The sequence below is a fragment of the Frankia alni ACN14a genome, from assembly GCF_000058485.1.
In the GTDB taxonomy this organism is placed as follows: Bacteria; Actinomycetota; Actinomycetes; order Frankiales; family Frankiaceae; genus Frankia; species Frankia alni.
In genome coordinates this window covers 7,373,753-7,390,800 of sequence record NC_008278.1, presented here as the reverse complement: position 1 = coordinate 7,390,800, position 17,048 = coordinate 7,373,753, and the positions used below count along the sequence as shown (strand labels likewise).

The window sequence follows — 17,048 nt, the reverse complement described above, 5'->3', positions numbered from 1 at the left end:
CGGACCAAAGGGTGGAACGGGTGTTCCGATCCCGCGCAGACGGCTGTGGTCCGACGGTCGTTCGTGGCCGGGTTCGACAAGGAGGCATTCAATGCCGTATGCCGCAGCCTCGCGTCGGCGGGCCGGGCAGCCGATGCCCGCCCCCGCGGGGGCCCCGCCCGCTCCCGGTGACCACCACCCGCCGACCCGGCCGAGCGCAGGCCGGCGGGGCCGGTGCCTGCGCGGATCCCGGCCGGCCCGCAGGACCCTCGCGGCGGCCGGCGCCACGATCGCCCTGACCGGGCTGTTCGCCGTGGCCGACGCCGGGGCCGCCCGCGCCGGCGGCGTGATCTGGGCGAGCTGCCCGTCCGGCCAGGTCAGCGAGGTCAGCGTGCCGGCGTCGGACGGGGCGCCGGCGACCGGCGCGACCTGGCTCGAGGCCGGTTACTACGCCCACATCGCGACGTTCTGGCGGCCGGTGACGGCGCTGCTGTGCCGGACCGAGGCCGGCCGCGGGGTCGACGCGGGCGAGCCCACGTTCCGGTTCGAGCACCAGGGCTGCCCGGGCGGGGAGGCGACCTTCGGTGTGCCGCGCCCCGCCCTCGCCGACGGCGCGAACGGTGCCGCCGGGCCGCCGGTGACCTGGGGGACCTACCTGCCGGACGGCTGGTACGACCTCGGGGACACCGGAAACCCGGCGTGGACGTCGGTCTGCTGGTCGTCCTTCAAACGCTGACGGCCGGGCCGCGCCCCGGCGGGGGCCCTGGTCTTCTCCAGGCGGTGGAGAGGGCCCCCGGCGGGGATGGCCGCCAGTACCGGTAGCCGCCAGTACCGGTAGCCGCCGGTGGTGGTGCCGCCGGTACTAGTAGCGGTAGTGGTCGGCCTTGTACGGACCCTCGACGGGCACGCCGATGTAGTCCGCCTGCTGCTTGGTCAGCTCGGTGAGCTTCACCCCGAGCGCGTCGAGGTGAAGTCGGGCCACCTTCTCGTCGAGGTGCTTGGGCAGCACGTAGACGCCGATCGGGTAGCTCTCGGTCTTGGTGAACAGCTCGATCTGCGCGATCACCTGGTTGGTGAAGCTGTTCGACATCACGAAGCTCGGGTGGCCGGTCGCGCAGCCGAGGTTCATCAGCCGGCCCTCGGCGAGCACGATGATCGAGTGGCCGTCCGGGAACACCCACTCGTCGACCTGCGGCTTGATGTTGATCTTCTCGATGCCCGGGGTCTTCGTCAGGCCGGCCATGTCGATCTCGTTGTCGAAGTGTCCGATGTTCGACACGATCGCCTGGTGCTTCATCGCCGCCATGTGGTCGGCGGTGATGATGTTGAAGTTGCCGGTGGTGGAGACGAAGATGTCGGCGATCCCGACGACGTCCTCGAGCACGGTGACCTGGAAGCCGTCCATCGCGGCCTGCAGCGCGCAGATCGGGTCGATCTCGGTGACGATGACCCGGGCGCCCTGGCCGCGCAGCGCGTCCGCGCAGCCCTTGCCGACGTCGCCGTAGCCGCAGACCACGGCGACCTTCCCGCCGATGAGCACGTCGGTCGCGCGGTTGAGGCCGTCGATGACCGAGTGGCGGCACCCGTACTTGTTGTCGAACTTCGACTTCGTCACCGAGTCGTTGACGTTGATCGCCGGGAAGGCGAGCGTGCCGGCCTTGGCCATCTCGTAGAGACGGTGCACGCCGGTGGTGGTCTCCTCGGTGACGCCCTTGATGTTGGCCGCCGTCTCGGTCCAGCGACCGGGCTTCTCGGCGATGGTGCGGCGCAGCGTCTCCAGGACGATCGCGTACTCCTCGCTGTCGGAGGGGTCCGTCGCCGGCACCGCGCCGGCCGCCTCGAACTGCGCGCCCTTGTGCACGAGCAGGGTCGCGTCGCCGCCGTCGTCGAGGATCATGTTCGGCGCGCCGCCGTCCGGCCAGGCCAGCGCCTGGTCCGTGCACCACCAGTACTCCTCGAGGGTCTCGCCCTTCCAGGCGAAGACCGGAACGCCCTGCGGGTCGTCCTTGGTGCCGTTGGGCCCGACGACGATCGCCGCGGCCGCGTGGTCCTGGGTGGAGAAGATGTTGCAGGAGACCCAGCGGACGTCGGCGCCGAGCGCCACCAGGGTCTCGATGAGGACCGCGGTCTGGATCGTCATGTGCAGGGAGCCCATGATGCGGGCGCCCCGCAGCGGCTGGCTGGCCGCGTACTCCGCCCGGGTGGCCATCAGGCCGGGCATCTCGTGCTCGGCAAGACGGATCTCCTTGCGGCCGAACTCGGCCAACGCGAGATCCGCGACCTTGAAGTCGAAACTCATGCCTTCTCCTTCGACGCTCGGGCGGCTGCCGAGCCTGGGTGGCGGGTGCGGAGTCCCGGGAACCACCCGCCGGCAGGCGGTGGCCGTGATGCGCCGGCCCGGGAACACGTTTCCTGAGCGTGCCACATGCGGGCAGGGGAACGAAGACCCGGGCCAGTCGGGCGGCGCGACCGCGCGATCACACCCTTACGGCGGGGTAGCCCGGCCCGGGATCACCGTCACCCTCGTCTCACCCTCGCCGTGATGCCCGCTGAGCTGGTTCGACACCCGCTGCCGGCCCGGCTCCCGCTGCCGGCCCGGCTCCCGCCACGCCCGGCCGAGCGCCACCGGTGCCGGCCGCCGCGTCCCCGCCGCCGCGCGGTGCGTCGGTCGGCCGGGACGCTCCCGTCCTCTCCGTAGCCGCATGTCCGCTTATGAGCCACTTGTCCAGGGGGCCGGGCGCCGAGACCGAGACCGAGCCCGCACCGCCGCCGTGACGGTGCACCCAGCCCCGCTCGTCGGCCCAGACCAGCAGCGGCGGCAGGACGACCAGCGCGGACAGCAGGGCGACGGCCACGTTCAGGGCGACCAGCAGGCCGAAGTCCCGCAGCAGCGGCAGCGAGCTGAACGCCAGCACGGCGACGCCGATCACGGCGGCCAGCGCGGAGACGAGGAAGGCCCGCCCGGTGCGGGCCGCGGCCGCCTCGACCGCCGCGAGCGGCCCCAGGCCCCGGCGGCGTTCCTCCAGGTGGCGTAGCACGAGCAGGGTGGTGAACTCCGTGCACAACGCGATGATCAACGGGCCGCTGACCGCCGTGAGCGGGCTCAGGTCGACCCCGATCAGCAGGGCGATGATCGAGCTGAGCCCCACCGCGATCAGCACCGGCACCAGCGACAGCACCGCCCGCACCAGGCTGCGGTTGTAGAGCAGCAGCAGGACGAACACGGCGGCCAGGGCGTAGTACGTCAGCTCGACCCGGTTCTTGGCGAAGTTGTCCAGCAGACCGGTGCCGACGACGGCGAGGCCCGACGGGGTGGCGCTGATGCCGGCCGGGGGGCGCACGTGGTCGCGGATGTCGTCGACGACGCCGGCCTGGCGCTCCAGCGACCCGGAGCCGGTCCGGAACACGAGGTTCAGCGCGTGGTGCTCGCGGTTGACCATGGCGCGCTGGATGTCGGGCGGCGCCACCTGGTAGGCGAGCCGGATGTCGGCGCCGGTCGGCATCACGACGCTCGTGTTCGGCACCTCCATCATGAAGCTGATCGTCGTGACCAGGCTGGAGGCGTCCAGCAGGTCGTCGGGGTGGGCCGCGAGCTGTGCGTTGGCGAACCTGCCGACGAAGCCCGCCGTCGCGTCGTCGAACACGTCGCCCGACTGGACGAAGATGCCCAGCTCGCTGGCCGAGCCGGTGCTCGCCCGCAGCGCGTTGATGTTCTTGATCACCTGGCTCTGCTGGTCGACCCACTTCTCGGGATCCGTCTGGATCGTCAGCCGGCCGTCCGCGAAGATCCCACCAACGAAGATCGCCACGGCGGCCACGACGAGCGGGATCGCGGTGATCCGCGGCAGGGCGCCCAGCCGGATGACGGTGCGGCCGAGCGGGCCGTGGGTGTAGTCCTTCGGCGGCGTGGGGCGGCGCCGTTCCCGCATGGTCAGCGACGCGCTGAGCAGCAGCACCGTCGCGATGACGATGACCGGCAGCCCGAGCGCGAGCAGCGTGCCGAAGTCCCGGATCATCGGCACCTGGCTGAACTCCAGGGCCAGGAAGGCGAGCACGGCGGCGACCGTGGCCAGCGCCAGCGCGGGCAGCAGCCCGGCCAGGGCCGCCAGCACGGGGTTGCCGGCCCGGTCGAGCTGGGCTTCCTCCTCGACCCGGCTGTGGAGCTGCACCGCGAAGTCGATGCCGACGCCGAGCAGGACGGGCAGGCCGGCGATGGTCACCACGGACAGCGGCACGCCGATGTAGCCCGCGAGACCGAAGGCCCAGATGAGCCCGACCCCGACGACCCCGAGCGGCAGCAGCCGCCAGCGCACCGCGAACGCGACGATCAGCAGCCCCGCCATCAGGGCCAGCGAGATGACGCCCAGGGTGAGGAAGCCGCCGCGAAGGTAGTTGTTGATGTCCCGGAGCAGCACGGCGGCGCCGGTGGTCATCACCGTCGCGTGGTCGAACCGCACTCCGGAGGTGGCCCGCTCGACGATCCGCGCGCCCTCGCCCTCGGCCGCCAGCGAGGCGTTGCCCTCCAGCCGGGTGACCATCTGGGCCGTCGACGGGGTCGGGAAGAACGGCCGCAGCGACTTGCGGATCGCGCCGGTGTTGTCGTGGAGCAGGAAGTCCACCCAGGCCGGGTTGTCGAACGTGCGCTGCGCCTCGGGGATCGCCTGCATCCGCTTCAGGGTGGCCAGCGAGTCGGCGAGGCGGCGCTGCGCGGAGCCCGGGTCCGGGTCGCGGCTCTGGGCGCCCAGCAGGATCTTCGCGGCCGGGCTGTCGAGGACGTTGCCGTTCCTGCTGCGCACCAGGTTGTCGGTGAACTCCAGCGCGGTCAGCGGGGTGATCGTCGACTGGATGCGCGGGTCCGCGTCGAGTTCGGTCTGCAGGTCCCTGAACTGCTTGATGTTGCGCGGGGTGAACAGGTCGTCGGCGTCGGCGCCGCGCTCGATCGTGAACAGGGTGAGCATCGCCTGGCCGCCGAACAACGACTGGTAGTCGACGTTGTCCCGGGCCACCTGCGAATCGCTGTTGAGGTAGTTGTCCTGGCCGGTGGTGAACTCCAGCCGGTTCAGCCCGTACCCGAGGACGAGCGTGACGAGCAGGGTCACGACGGCGACGACACGGAAACGCCGGCCGCCGGGATCCGCGTCGGACGAGCGCGTGCGGTCGGTCGGGGCAGGAGGACTCGTCGGATCATCGGCTGGCATGGTGCTTGGCGGCATCGGGCACGCTCCGGAGTCTTCGTTGGCCTCCGGATCAACGCAAAGTGACCGGTCGGTCCGAGGGCTACACCCCTCGGTGTATAGCGCAGATCACATCTGAGTGGAGTAGCTCGGACGTTGATCTTTTGTGCAACTTCTGAATGAAACCGAGGGGGCACAATGCGTAATCGGCGGCGGAGGTCTCGACGCCTCATAGACGCAAGGCCGTCCCGGTGACCCTCGTTCGGCCTGAAGGTGGCCGTAGGAACGGGCGGGCCGGGGAGCGACCCCGCACCTCCCCCGTGCGTCGCCCGATGGTGCCGGTGCGCGGCGGCCGCGCGACATGATCGCCGGCTGGCCGGCCGGCGCGGGGCGTGCTCGTCGACGGCCGGCCGGCGCGGGGCGGGGCGGGCCGGGCCGGCCGTCGACGTCGGCCGATCAGACCCGGAGGGTCTCCCGGGCGCTGTGGAGCTCGACGAGCGAGTCGCAGCTCGGGAAGAACAGCCCCTCGTGCCCGTCGTCCCATCGAACGACGTACGGCGGACCGCCGTCGGCGCCGCGTATCTCGATCACGACGCCGTGCCGTTCCGGGCTGCCCACGGTGCGGCCGTGGACGACGAACCTGTCTCCGACGGATGCGGACATCATGGCGGTCAACCTCCCTGCCGTTGTGGTGACCGATGGCATGCACCTGCGCTATCTGCGTAACACAGCTGCGGGGGCGCGGCCGGCCCGAAGTCCGATAGGTCGCCGAAGTCGTGGGCGAGTCCGGCCGGTCCGCACGGATCTCCGCCGGTCGAGGCTGGTCGAGGCGGGTCGTCGGCCGGTCGTCGGCCGGGGCGGCACAGCCCGCGCGGCGGGAATCACGGGCACCGCCGGCGGCTGGGGGTCCCCATCCGGTCACACCCGCCGCCGTCGCCGGATCGTTCGTCCTACGCCGGGCATGTCCGGAGGCGGGCCGTTCGCTCTGCGCCGTCCAACCTGCGACGAAATCGGAGACAGCGGGTTCCCTGTTGTTAATCTGCGGGTAAGTCCGCCGTGGAAGGCGATCACTCGTTCGCCGCCGGTCTCACGGCTGGGACCGCTATGCGACCCAGCGTGAGATGTCGAGAAGAGTTCCGGGGACTGAGCCCTATCTCACATCTTTTTCCCGGTCCTCCTTACCGATCGGTCGGTAGGAACGATGGATGGGTTAACGGGAAGTGTCGTGATGGGGAGGCGGAGATGGTTCGGAGCTGCTCATGGTGAGCACAACGGGCCAGACCCTGATGGGCGGGCCGGTCCGGCCGGCCGCGCTGGCCCGGGGCTCCGGTCGGGGTGACCGACCTGGTCGGGCGGCTGCGGCGCTGCGCAACAGCGTTTTCATCGTGGGTCAGGTCGTTCTGCTGGGCTCGTTGTACTGGCTCTACGGGCTCGGCCGGCACTTCGCCGACGGCCGGGAGCTCGTCGCCCTGCACCACGCGAAGCGCGTCTGGCACGTCGAGCGGCTGTTCGACCTGCCGAACGAGTCGTCCATTCAGTCCCTCGCGCTGCACTCCAGCCACCTGCTGGAGTTCGCGAACCGCTTCTACGTCGGGGTGCACTTCCCCGCGGCGATCATCTTTCTGCTCTGGGTGCTGATCTTTCAGCGGCCGTCCTGGCGCCGGGTGCGGACGGTCATCATGGCGTCGACCGGCGCGGCGTTGCTGATTCACATCGCCTACCCGCTGGCGCCGCCGCGATTCCTGCCGCGGCTGGTGCCCGGAGTGAATCTCGTCGACACCGGGGCGGTGTTCGGGCCGACGCCCTACGGGCCGCACGACACCGTCGCCAACCAGTACGCGGCGATGCCGAGCCTGCACATCGGGTGGTCCATCCTGGAGGCGTGGGGGGTCATCACGATCCTGCGCGCCAGAGCCCGGTGGCTCGCGGTCCTGCACCCGATCATCACGACCATCGTCGTGGTCATCACGGCGAACCACTACTGGCTCGACGGCATCATCGGCGGCGGCCTGGTCGTGGCCGCGGTCCAGCTCACCCGGCCGGAGGTCCAGGCCCGGCTGCGGCTGTGGGCCATCGCCGTCCGCCTGCCGGTCCGGGCCCTGCCCGCCGCCGCGATGGCGGGCGCGCCGGGGACGTCGGCGGTAGGGCCGTCACCCGTGGCGATCGGCCAGGATCGTCCAGGGGCCGCCGGTCGGCCCGCGTCGAAGGTGCCGCGGGCCAGGACGGGCTCCTCGGCCGCCGCCGATGCGACCGCCGCCCGCGCTGCGGCCCCGCCCGGCGGGAATGCGTCCGGTGCCGCGCCGCCGCAGCGGGCCGCCGCCGAGGACGATGCCGGAGAAGTGGCCGGCACCTGAGGAAGCCCGGGGCGCCAGCGGCTCGGGTCGCGGGCCGTCAGGGTCGGCGGCCGTCAGGGTCGGCGGCCGTCAGGGTCGGCGGCAGTCAGGACAGCCGTTCCAGGACGAGCGCCATTCCCTGGCCCCCGCCGATGCACATCGTCTCCAGCCCGATGGTCCCGTCGGTGGTGCGCAGCCCGTTGATCAGCGTGGTCAGGATCCGTGCTCCGGTCATGCCGAACGGGTGCCCCAGCGCGATCGCGCCGCCGTGCACGTTCAGCTTCGCTAGGTCGACCCCGAGCTCGCGGTAGGTCGGGATGACCTGCGCGGCGAACGCCTCGTTGAGTTCGACGAGGTCCACGTCGTCGATGGTCATCCCGGCCCGGGCGAGAGCCTGCCGGGACGCCTCGACCGGCGCCAACCCCATGATCTCGGGCGACAGGGCGCTCACGCCGGTGGAGACGAGCCGGGCCAGCGGCGTGATGCCCAGCTCACGGGCGCGGGTGTCACTCATCACGACGACCGCCGCCGCGCCGTCGTTGAGCGGACAGGCGTTGCCCGCGGTCACGGTGCCGTCGGGCCGGAAGACCGGCGGCAGGGCGGCGAGGGCCTCGATGGTCGTGCCCGGCCGGGGGCCGTCGTCGGCGTCGACGACCGTGCCGTCGGGCAGCCGGACCGGGGTGAGCTCCCGCTTGTAGAAGCCGGCGGCGATGGCCTGCACGGCGAGGTTCTGCGACCGGCAGGCGAACTCGTCCTGCTCGGCACGGCCCACGCCGGTGAGCCGGGCGACGTTCTCCGCCGTCTGGCCCATCGCCATGTAGACGTCGGGCAGCTCGCCGGTGCGGCGGGGATCCGTCCACGGCGGGGAGCCGGCGCCGGCCCGCGCCGCGGTGCGCGCCTGGGCACCGGCGTAGCTGGGGTTCTGGGTGTCGGGCAGGCTGTCGCTGTTGCCCTTGACGAAGCCGCTGACGACCTCGACCCCGGCGGCGACGAACACATCGCCCTCCCCGGCGCGGACGGCGTGCAGCGCCATCCGGATCGCCTGCAGGGACGACGCGCAGTACCGGGAGACGGTCGTGCCAGGCACCCTGTCGAGGCCGAGGCTGACCGCGACGACCCGGCCGATGTTGTGCCCCTGCTCTCCGCCGGGAAGCCCGCAGCCGACGATCAGATCGTCGATCTCGAAGGGGTCGAGCATCGGAACCTGGTCGAGCGCGGCCAGGATGATCGTCGCGGCGAGGTCGTCGGCCCGAAGCCCCCGCAGCGTGCCCTTGAAGGCCCGCCCGATCGGCGAGCGAGCGGCGGCGACGACGACGGCCTCGGTCACGGACGCCCTCCCGGAAGCTCGGCGCCGCGGTCACGTGATCGCGCGGCACACGTGGCTAAATGATCAAACTTTAGCGCGCCTCGGTGCCCTCGGTCGCGGCCCCGCGGCCGGCGCGGTGAGGGCGGATCGGTCGGGTTAACCTTTGATCATCGGGATGGGCCGAGTCGGACGGACGGGCGCATGCACGAGGGACCTGCTCCGAGGGGTGGCGCCGTGGTGTCGGCCGGCACCGCTGACGACCTGGGCCGGCACGCGACCGCGCTGCGCCGGGCCGCCACCGAGGTGGCCGCGGTGCTCAGCGGGGTCCGCAGCACGGGTGGCACCGGTTCGCCCCTGCGCGCCCGGCTCGACGGCCGCGTCCTCGCCTGGCAGGCGGCCCTCGACGCGGATGCCGAGGCGCTGCTGGCCCGCGCCGCGCTGCTCGACCGGCTCGCGGCCGGCTCCGCCTGGGCGCTGCCCGCACCAGGTCCCTGGTCCGCCGCGGCGATCTCGCCCGGACCGACCTCGTCCCGGGTGCCGCCCGTGCCGCCCGTGCCGCCCGGGCCGATCGGGCGGCCCGCGTCGGCCGAGGCCGGGGCCGGGGCCGGGGGAAGCGGCGGCGCGCCGGTTCGCTTCGATCCGGTCCTGCTGGGCGTCCTCGCCGCGCGCCTGCGCTCCGCCGCGGACCGGGCGGCGGCGCTGGGCCGCACGGTCGCCGTCGCCGTCGGGGAGACCGAGCGCACCCTGGCGCGGATGGGCTCGCCGACCGGGACGGTCGGGATGGCCGGGCGCGGGCTGCGGCTCGTGGCGGTCGAGGCTCCCAACGCGGCCGGGGACATCGAGCTGCGGATGGCCCGCTTCGCCGCCGCGCCGATCACCCTGCGTCGAGTCGGGCCGGGCGGTCCACCTGAACGGATCAGCCGGCCGCCCGGCGCCCGGCCCGCCTCGCCGACCGCCCGGTTCGTGCCGTCGCCTGCCCGGCCCGCGTCGCCGACCGCCCTGGCCGTGGCGGCGGGGCTGCTGGCCCTGTTCGGCGCCGGCGCCGGCGCCAGGTCCGACGCCGTACCGGACACTCTCGGCGTCGACCGGCTGCGGGCGGTCCGGGCGCGGCTGGCGGACCTGCCGGATCCGACTCGCGCGGGTGTGATCGGGCTGCTGCGGGGCGGGCCGTTGACCGCTCTCGGCGCGATGGCCGCGCGGCTGGCCGGCACGCCGAAGCCGGGGGCGGTGCTCGCCGCGGCCGAACTCGCGGGCCTCGCGGACGACCTGCTCGCCGGGGCGCCGCCCGACCTGCTCGGCGAACTGGTGCGGGCCCTGCCATGGCTCGAACCCGCCGCCCCGCCGCCCCCCGGCGGCGAGCGGTCGGGGCCGGTCGTCGGGGTGGACCGGTCCGGCGACGCCATCGTGCGCGACGGCGCCGACCCCGGCGACGTCGGTCAGGGCGCCGTCGCCGACTGCTACCTCGCCGCGGCGTTGATCGGAATCGCCCGGCAGGACCCCGCCCTGCTCACCGAACGGCTGCGCCGCAACCCCAACGGCACCGTCACGATCACCTTCCACCCGGGCTCGGGCGCACCGGTCGGCGTGACGGTGACCGCGATGCTGCCCGCACGCCGGCTGTCGGCACCCGCGTCCACCGGCCGTGAGGGCGAGCGTGGCGAGGGGGTCCAGGAGATCGCGATGGACGGCGACAACGCCGCGGGCCAGCCCGAGCTCTGGCCGGCGCTCTACGAGAAGGCCTACGCCCGTCTGCACGGCGGATACCCCGCGATCGGGTTCGGCAGCGCCTCGCTCGCCCTGGGGACCCTCACCGGACGGCCGGCGAGCCGGCGAGCCGCCCGCGCGACGAGCGTCGCGGATCTCGCGGCCCTGCTCGACCGAGGCGAGGTCGTCGTGCTCGCGACCCGGAGCCGGACCCGGTCCGGCGGGCTCGTCGCCGCCCACGCGTACCCGGCGCTGGCGGTGGATGCCGCGCGGGGGCGGGTGCTGCTGCGCAATCCCTGGGATCCCGCGCCGGGTGCGGACAACGTCCGGTGGTATGCCTGGTCGCAGGTCGTGGCGGACGTGCACACGGTCGTGCACGGACCCACCCGGTGACGGCCCGCTACCGCCTACCGCCGACGGATGATCGCTACGGGAGTCGGGCAGTGGATCATGCACTGATGGCTGACCGAACCCAGCAGCAGCTCGGCGAACCCGCCATGGCCGCGGGCGCCGACCACGACGAGGTCGCATTCCCGGCCGGCGGCGAGCAGGGCCTGGGTCGGTGAGTCCGGCACCACCCGGCGTCGCAGCTCCAGCCCGGCGGGCAGGGCGTCGTGCACGGCGGCGACGGCCTCGTCGAGCGCGGCCCGGGCCTGTTCCTCCAGCGCCTGGGTGATCTCCCCGGGGGCCTCGGCGAAGGGGAGCGGTATCGCCGCGAGCCAGGCGTGCACGAGGATCAGCGCAACCCCGCGCCGGTCGGCCTCCTCGGCGGCCCAGCCCAGGGCGGCGAGTGAGTTCGGGGAGCCGTCCACGCCCACGGCCACCGCTCGCGACGGTCGGCCGCGGGTCTGGGCCGGGTCGCCGCCGCGCGCGATCACCACCGGTGCCGGCGAGTGCACGGCGACCGAGGCGCTGACCGAGCCGACCCGCAGTCGGTGCAGCAGGCCCCGCCCGCGGGCCCCGACCACGATCATGCGGGCGTTGTGGCCCACGGTGAGCAGGGCCTCCGCCCCGGGCTGATCGACGACCTCCTCGGCCACGTGGACCGAGGATCCGGCCGGGGCCGAGGCGGTGACGGTCTCGTGCAGCGCGTGGGCCGCCCGCTCGGCCAGGCCGTCGGCCGCCTCCGGCCGCGGCGGTCCGCCGTGCCCGATTCCGACCACGGCCCGCAGCCCGCAGCCGTGCCGCTCAGCCTCGTCGAACGCCCAGCACAACGCCACGTGGGAGCCCGCTGAGCCGTCGACCCCGACCACGATGTCGGCCATCCGCCGCCTCCTTCGCCGCCCGGGTGGCGCCGCGTTCGCGGAAGCACGGTCGGAATACCCCGCCCGCCGGTGGGGAACCCTGGGCGAGCGGGCCCGGCCGGCGGTCCGCCCCGCGCGGCCGACCCTCCTGGGCCGACCCTCCTGGGCTGGCCACCATGACCCGATCACCCAGGGTCCGACCGCCCTGGCCGACCACCCGGCCAGGGCCACCGGGGCCCGCGGCGTGGTGACTCCATAGGCAGACGGATGGGTTCGATGTTCCTGGCCGCCGTTTCCCGGTTGTCCGGAGGGTCCGGGGCGCAGCCGGCCGCATGGCGGCCCGCTGTGGTGTTCTCACCGTGGGTTGTCGCCGCGCACGCGCTACCCGGGACTTTTCCGTCCCACCTGCCGGCGGGAAAGTCGGTGGAGTGTGAGCCGTGGTTGGGCAAGCCCGGCTGTATCTGATCCGTGACCGTCTCGGTTGGCCGTGATCCGGCAATGATCCATATGATCCGGCAGATCATGCCAATCTGGCCGCGCGCGAATCACGGTGCCGCCGGGCGGCATTCGTCACCGGGCGCGACGGGATGTTGCCGGCCGTGCCCTGCCCCGCAATTCCGGCATTGATGTACCGGCCGACCCGGGCCGGCGCCGTCGGTCGGTGGTTGTCGCACGGTGCCCCGGCCCGCGGCGGGCTCCGGACGCGCGGGGAATGGACGCCAGAATCACCCGGAAAGATCGCGCAAGGATATGACGTGATGTTCGGAAGAATGGCGGCCCGTCGCGCGCTGACTCGCCGGCGGAGCGGTGTTGTCCGCCCTGTCCGCCGGCAGCGGGGCCGCTGGTTCTCGGGGCCTCGGCCCTGACGGGGAAGCGTCACTGCGGGGTCTGGAATTCCCGCGGCCAGCCTTCCGCGGCCTCCAGGCCACCTCGCCGCCGCCGCTTCCCCGCGGCGCGCGGGGCTGCGGCCGGCCCGTCCGGTTCGTGGCGGCGTCGGGAGTGTGGCCGGGCGGGGCCGCTGGTGAATGGCCATCCCCTGCAGGCCTGGGATGGCCGAGGAGAGGCGATGATTGTGCGCCGGGCGCCGCGCCCGGGGCAGATCCGGTCGTCTGCGCGCCCGCCGTGCGGGTGTCCAGGGGCGGACCGGGACGGCGTCCGGCGGGAGGCGACGCGGGCGGCCGCCGGGCGGTGGGGTGAACCAGAGTCGGGCGTGCCGCCCGGCGTGGGCGTGGTGCGGAAGGCCTCCTGCTCACGGTCACCTCCGCCGCCTCGTCGGAAGGCCAGGGACTCGGCCGAAGAATACCGATCATTTCGATGCCTGGTTGTCCTCGGCGGCTTGATCGGCCGAATTGTTCGGCTGCTTTGGCCTTGCCTTTCTGCGGCATTGGTGTGGCCCTTTCGTGGCCGCGCCGCCATCTTTTTGCTTTGCAGCAGTCGGGCGATGTTTGATGTTTCTGTCACACCACGACCACCCAACGGCGGTGATGGAGTCATGTCCTCTTCATGTGACCGCGGTGGCCCTCCACAGGAGCCGCTTGACCCGGTGCGGAGTACGGTGCCTGAACAGACGTCGACCCGCTCTCGTCCCACCGAGCCCGTTCCGGTGGGACTGATCCCCGGACACCCGGCCGTGACCGCATCGGGTCCGGGCAGTCCGTCAGCATCGAGTGATCCAGCCGAGGGAAGGAGGCTTGTGCCGCCGGACACGATCCAGCTCACCATCCCTGGTGCTCTGGTTTCGGTCCAGACGGTGCAGGAGCCGGGAACCCTGATCGCGGACCGCAGCGGATGGCAGCGGGCCGTGTTGCGCGCATCGATGCCCTCCGCGGCGAAACTCGTCGCGTGCACCCTGGCGTGCCACCTCGCCGAGGCACCGGAGTTCCTCCCCGCCGGTGCGGCGGTGAGCGGTCCCGGGCTGATCACCCTGCAGGAGGAGACCGGCTACAGCCGGACCCACGTGCAGCGGCAGGTTTCCCTGCTGCGCCGGCAGGGTTGGCTGACCACCGTGGCGCGGCCGGCCGCCGGCAGGACGACCCGGTTCGCCCTGAGCATCCCCGACTCGATGGTCCGGGACGGTCTCGTCCGCCTGGTCGAGTCGCCTCTCGAGGCGACCGCCGGACCGACCGGCGAGACGCGCGCCGGGGCCGCGGGAACCCACGAGTCCTCGCGTGAGTCGGGCCGCCGCCGCGGGCGCCGCAGCCGTGCCGGCTCCCATCCGAAGGGCGCCGCCCGGCGGCGCACCCGCGAGCGCGAGATGGCGACCGTGGGCGGCGAGGCGCAGGACCGGGCCGGCGGCTTCGTCGTCGACCTCGTCCCCTCGCGCGATCGTGGTCCCTTCGGCCCCGAGGCGACCCAGCATCCCGAGCCCCATCAGCGAGCCGAGCCCCATCAGCGTCCCGAGGACTGGCGCCGCGAGGACCATCCGCGCCAGCCGGTGGACGCACCCGTAGTGCCGGACGAACCGGCCACCGTCGCGCCGGCCGCGCCGCCGCACCCGGCCGCGCCCACGGCCACCGCCGTCACCGAGCCGATCTCCGCCGAGGCCGCCGCGGCGGAGCCCACGGATCAGGCAGCGGCCTACCAGGCGCCCGCAGCGCGGCCCCCGCTGGACGATGCGACCGCGCACGCATTCGGGCACGAGGCCCCGCGGGAGGACGGGGTGCACGAGGACGGGGTGCACGAGGACGCGGCGGACGAGGACGCGGCGGACGAGGCTCCGGCACCCACGGTTCCGCTGCCCCCGCCGCCGCCCGCGCCGATGACTCTCGCCGCCACGCAGGTGATCAACGTGCTGGCGAACGCGATGCGCCGCCCGACCTCCGACTTCCTGGAGATCTTCGGCAAGCTGCAGATCATCTTCGACGAGGACAACTGGGATCCGGTCACGCTGGCCCTGCACCTCGTCCACATCATCCAGACCGGGGTACTGGTCGGGGATGGTGACGAGATCGACAACCTGTCCTGGCGCCTTGACCGGCTGCCGCGGGCGTCGACCGACTGCGAGTGCCGCTCCTGCCGGGAGCGCCGGGCCGACCAGTTGAAGTCGCCGTCAGCCCCTTCCCCCCGGGGCCGGTTCAACCGCCCGAGTGGGGCAGGTCGTGGCGCCGGCCGGCCGGCCGCGGCCGAGCCGAAACGCTCCGCGGCCGCGACGACCGAGGCACCGCCGGTGGAGATTCCGCGGCCGCCGCTCGAGGCGATCGAGCGAGCCGCCCAGGCGGCGCGGGAGGCCAGGCTGCGGGAACGGCAGCAGGCGGCGGACGGCGCGGCCTGAGCGGATCCCGCCGGGTGGCGGTGGGCCGCGCCCGCCGAGCGGTGTTGCGCAGGCCGGTCGCTGGGTCATCATGGAAGGCCGGCGTCGACGGCGGCAGGTGACAGGCATGGCGGAACGCGGATCCGGCGACGATCTCGACGCGGGTGGCCTCGACGCGGGTGGCCTCGACGCGGGTGGCCTCGACGCGGGTGGCCTCGACGCGGATGTGATCGTGGTCGGCAGTGGCTTCGGCGGCAGCGTCAGCGCGTTGCGCCTCGTGGAGAAGGGCTACCGGGTCCTCGTCGTCGAGGCGGGTCGCCGGTTCAGCCCGCGGACGCTGCCGCGCAACAACTGGCACATCCGCCGGTTCCTGTGGCTGCCGCGGCTGGGGTGCCACGGCATCCAGAAGATCACTTGGCTGGGTCGGGTCATCGTGCTGTCCGGGACGGCGGTCGGCGGCGGATCGGTCGTCTACGCGAACACCCTGTACCGACCGCTCGACGCCTTCTACGCCGACCCGCAGTGGCGCGGCATCACCGACTGGCGGGCCGAGCTGGCCCCGTTCTTCGAGCAGGCCGAGCGGATGCTCGGGGTGACCGCGAATCCGACGACCACGTACGCCGACGAGGTGTTCCACGCGGTGGCGGACGAGATGGGCGTCGGGCCGAGCTTCGCCCCGGCGCGGGTCGGGGTCTTCTTCGGCCGCGACGGCCGGCAGGAGCCGGGAGTCCGGGTACCCGACCCCTACTTCGGCGGGGTCGGGCCCGGCCGCACGGGTTGCGTCGAATGCGGCGAGTGCATGACCGGCTGCCGCCGCGGAGCGAAGAACACGCTGGACCGCAACTACCTGTTCCTCGCCGAGCGGGCCGGCGCGCGGGTCCTGCCCGACACCACCGTCACCGCCATCCGCCCGCGGCCCGGCGGCGGGTACGAGGTCGACGTCGCCCGGACGCCGGGGATGCCCCGGCGCGGGCGGCGCACGCTGACCGCGGGGCAGGTCGTGCTGGCCGCCGGCACCCTCGGGACCCAGCGTCTGTTGCTCTCGGCGCGCGAGCGCGGGGACCTGCCCGCCCTGTCCCCCCGGCTCGGCGAGCTCACCCGGACGAACTCCGAGTCGATCCTCGGCGCGACGCGGTTCCGCCCGGACCGCCGGGTCGCCCGCGGAGTGGCGATCACGTCGTCGTTCTACCCGGACGGGCAGACCCACGTCGAACCGGTCCGCTACGGCCGGGGCAGCAACCTGATGGCCCTGATCAGCGCGGCGATGACGGACGGCGGGGGCCGGGCGCCGCGGTGGCTGAAGTACCTGCGGGAACTACTGGTCCGCCCGCACCACGCACTGGCCATGGGGCTGCCCTGGCGCTGGTCCGAACGGACCATGATCGCTCTGGTGATGCAGGCGCGCGACAACTCGCTGACGGTGTCGCTGCGGCGCGGCCCGTTCGGTCTTCGCTGGCTGACGAGCCGGCAGGGCCACGGCGATCCGAACCCGTCGTGGATCCCGGCGGGCAACGAGGCCGTCCGCCGGATCGCAGCCCGGATCGGCGGCTACCCCGGTGGCTCCGTCGGGGAGATCGCCGACATCCCGATGACCGCGCACATCCTCGGCGGCGCCCCGATCGGCGCGGACCCGTCCACCGGCGTGATCGACCCCTACCAGCGGGTCTTCGGCTATGCGGGCCTGCACGTGGCCGACGGCGCGGCGATCTCGGCGAATCTCGGGGCGAACCCGTCGCTGACCATCACCGCCCAGGCCGAACGGGCCATGTCGTTCTGGCCGAACAAGGGCGAAGCGGACCCCCGTCCGACGATGGGCCAGCCCTACCGGCGGGTCGATCCCCGCGCGCCGGCCCGACCGGCCGTTCCGGCGGACGCCCCCGGCGCGTACCGCATCGGCGATCCGGCCGCGGCGCCGCGCCGTTGACCGGCCGGCCCGGCCCGCCCGAGCCGGCCCGGCCCACCCGAGCCGGCCCGGCCCACCCGAGCTGGGCCGACCCACCCGAGCCGGGCCGACCCACCCGAGCCGGGCCGACCCACACCCCGGCCGCACGAAATCCT

At 73.6% G+C, this 17,048-nt stretch carries 10 protein-coding genes; 5 read left to right on the top strand and 5 right to left on the bottom strand.

What is annotated here, in order from left to right; all coding sequences use genetic code 11:
* Window positions 1-91 precede the first annotated feature (91 nt).
* Window positions 92-715, top strand: a complete 624-nt coding sequence (locus FRAAL_RS29600) for a hypothetical protein (RefSeq protein ID WP_041939979.1) — start codon at window positions 92-94, stop codon at window positions 713-715.
* Window positions 716-841: 126 nt separating this feature from the next.
* Here FRAAL_RS29600 and ahcY read toward each other — a convergent pair whose 3' ends face one another.
* The 3 genes from ahcY to FRAAL_RS29585 form a co-directional block, all read right to left on the bottom strand.
* Window positions 842-2,278, bottom strand: a complete 1,437-nt coding sequence (ahcY, locus tag FRAAL_RS29595) for an adenosylhomocysteinase (protein ID WP_041939978.1) — start codon at window positions 2,276-2,278, stop codon at window positions 842-844.
* 229 nt (window positions 2,279-2,507) lie between these two features.
* Window positions 2,508-5,192, bottom strand: a complete 2,685-nt coding sequence (locus FRAAL_RS29590) for an efflux RND transporter permease subunit (protein ID WP_011607814.1) — start codon at window positions 5,190-5,192, stop codon at window positions 2,508-2,510.
* A 417-nt stretch (window positions 5,193-5,609) separates the two neighbouring features.
* Window positions 5,610-5,816, bottom strand: coding sequence for a DUF1918 domain-containing protein (locus tag FRAAL_RS29585; RefSeq protein ID WP_041941151.1), 207 nt, complete (start codon window positions 5,814-5,816; stop codon window positions 5,610-5,612).
* 596 nt (window positions 5,817-6,412) lie between these two features.
* Between FRAAL_RS29585 and FRAAL_RS29580 the strand changes: the two genes are divergently transcribed.
* Window positions 6,413-7,507, top strand: a complete 1,095-nt coding sequence (locus FRAAL_RS29580) for a phosphatase PAP2 family protein (protein ID WP_011607811.1) — start codon at window positions 6,413-6,415, stop codon at window positions 7,505-7,507.
* 85 nt (window positions 7,508-7,592) lie between these two features.
* Here FRAAL_RS29580 and FRAAL_RS29575 read toward each other — a convergent pair whose 3' ends face one another.
* Window positions 7,593-8,813, bottom strand: a complete 1,221-nt coding sequence (locus tag FRAAL_RS29575; protein ID WP_011607810.1) for an acetyl-CoA C-acetyltransferase — start codon at window positions 8,811-8,813, stop codon at window positions 7,593-7,595.
* 213 nt (window positions 8,814-9,026) lie between these two features.
* Here FRAAL_RS29575 and FRAAL_RS29570 point away from each other — a divergent pair, with 213 nt between their 5' ends.
* A complete protein-coding gene (locus tag FRAAL_RS29570) occupies window positions 9,027-10,889 on the top strand; it encodes a C2 family cysteine protease (protein WP_231861425.1) in 1,863 nt (620 codons plus the stop codon).
* A gap of 14 nt (window positions 10,890-10,903) precedes the next feature.
* On the opposite strand, the gene FRAAL_RS29565 is transcribed toward FRAAL_RS29570, so the two are convergent.
* Complete coding sequence (locus tag FRAAL_RS29565; RefSeq protein WP_041939977.1) at window positions 10,904-11,761, bottom strand: universal stress protein; 858 nt, start codon at window positions 11,759-11,761, stop codon at window positions 10,904-10,906.
* Between the two features lie 1,672 nt (window positions 11,762-13,433).
* Here FRAAL_RS29565 and FRAAL_RS29560 point away from each other — a divergent pair.
* Together FRAAL_RS29560 and FRAAL_RS29555 are read left to right on the top strand one after the other, a co-directional pair.
* Window positions 13,434-15,011 carry a hypothetical protein gene (locus FRAAL_RS29560; RefSeq protein ID WP_011607805.1) on the top strand — a complete coding sequence of 526 codons (1,578 nt, stop codon included), beginning with the start codon at window positions 13,434-13,436 and terminating at the stop codon, window positions 15,009-15,011.
* A 106-nt stretch (window positions 15,012-15,117) separates the two neighbouring features.
* Complete coding sequence (locus tag FRAAL_RS29555) at window positions 15,118-16,914, top strand: FAD-dependent oxidoreductase (protein ID WP_231861424.1); 1,797 nt, start codon at window positions 15,118-15,120, stop codon at window positions 16,912-16,914.
* The last annotated feature ends 134 nt before the right edge of the window (window positions 16,915-17,048 follow it).

What these genes read in the sequence shown, in the direction of transcription:
- FRAAL_RS29600 (WP_041939979.1), top strand. Translation starts at nt 92, where the DNA reads ATGCCGTATGCCGCAGCCTCGCGTCGGCGGGCCGGGCAGCCGATGCCC.
- ahcY (WP_041939978.1), bottom strand. Translation starts at nt 2,278, where the DNA reads ATGAGTTTCGACTTCAAGGTCGCGGATCTCGCGTTGGCCGAGTTCGGC.
- FRAAL_RS29590 (WP_011607814.1), bottom strand. Translation starts at nt 5,192, where the DNA reads ATGCCGCCAAGCACCATGCCAGCCGATGATCCGACGAGTCCTCCTGCC.
- FRAAL_RS29585 (WP_041941151.1), bottom strand. Translation starts at nt 5,816, where the DNA reads ATGTCCGCATCCGTCGGAGACAGGTTCGTCGTCCACGGCCGCACCGTG.
- FRAAL_RS29580 (WP_011607811.1), top strand. Translation starts at nt 6,413, where the DNA reads ATGGTGAGCACAACGGGCCAGACCCTGATGGGCGGGCCGGTCCGGCCG.
- FRAAL_RS29565 (WP_041939977.1), bottom strand. Translation starts at nt 11,761, where the DNA reads ATGGCCGACATCGTGGTCGGGGTCGACGGCTCAGCGGGCTCCCACGTG.
- FRAAL_RS29555 (WP_231861424.1), top strand. Translation starts at nt 15,118, where the DNA reads ATGGCGGAACGCGGATCCGGCGACGATCTCGACGCGGGTGGCCTCGAC.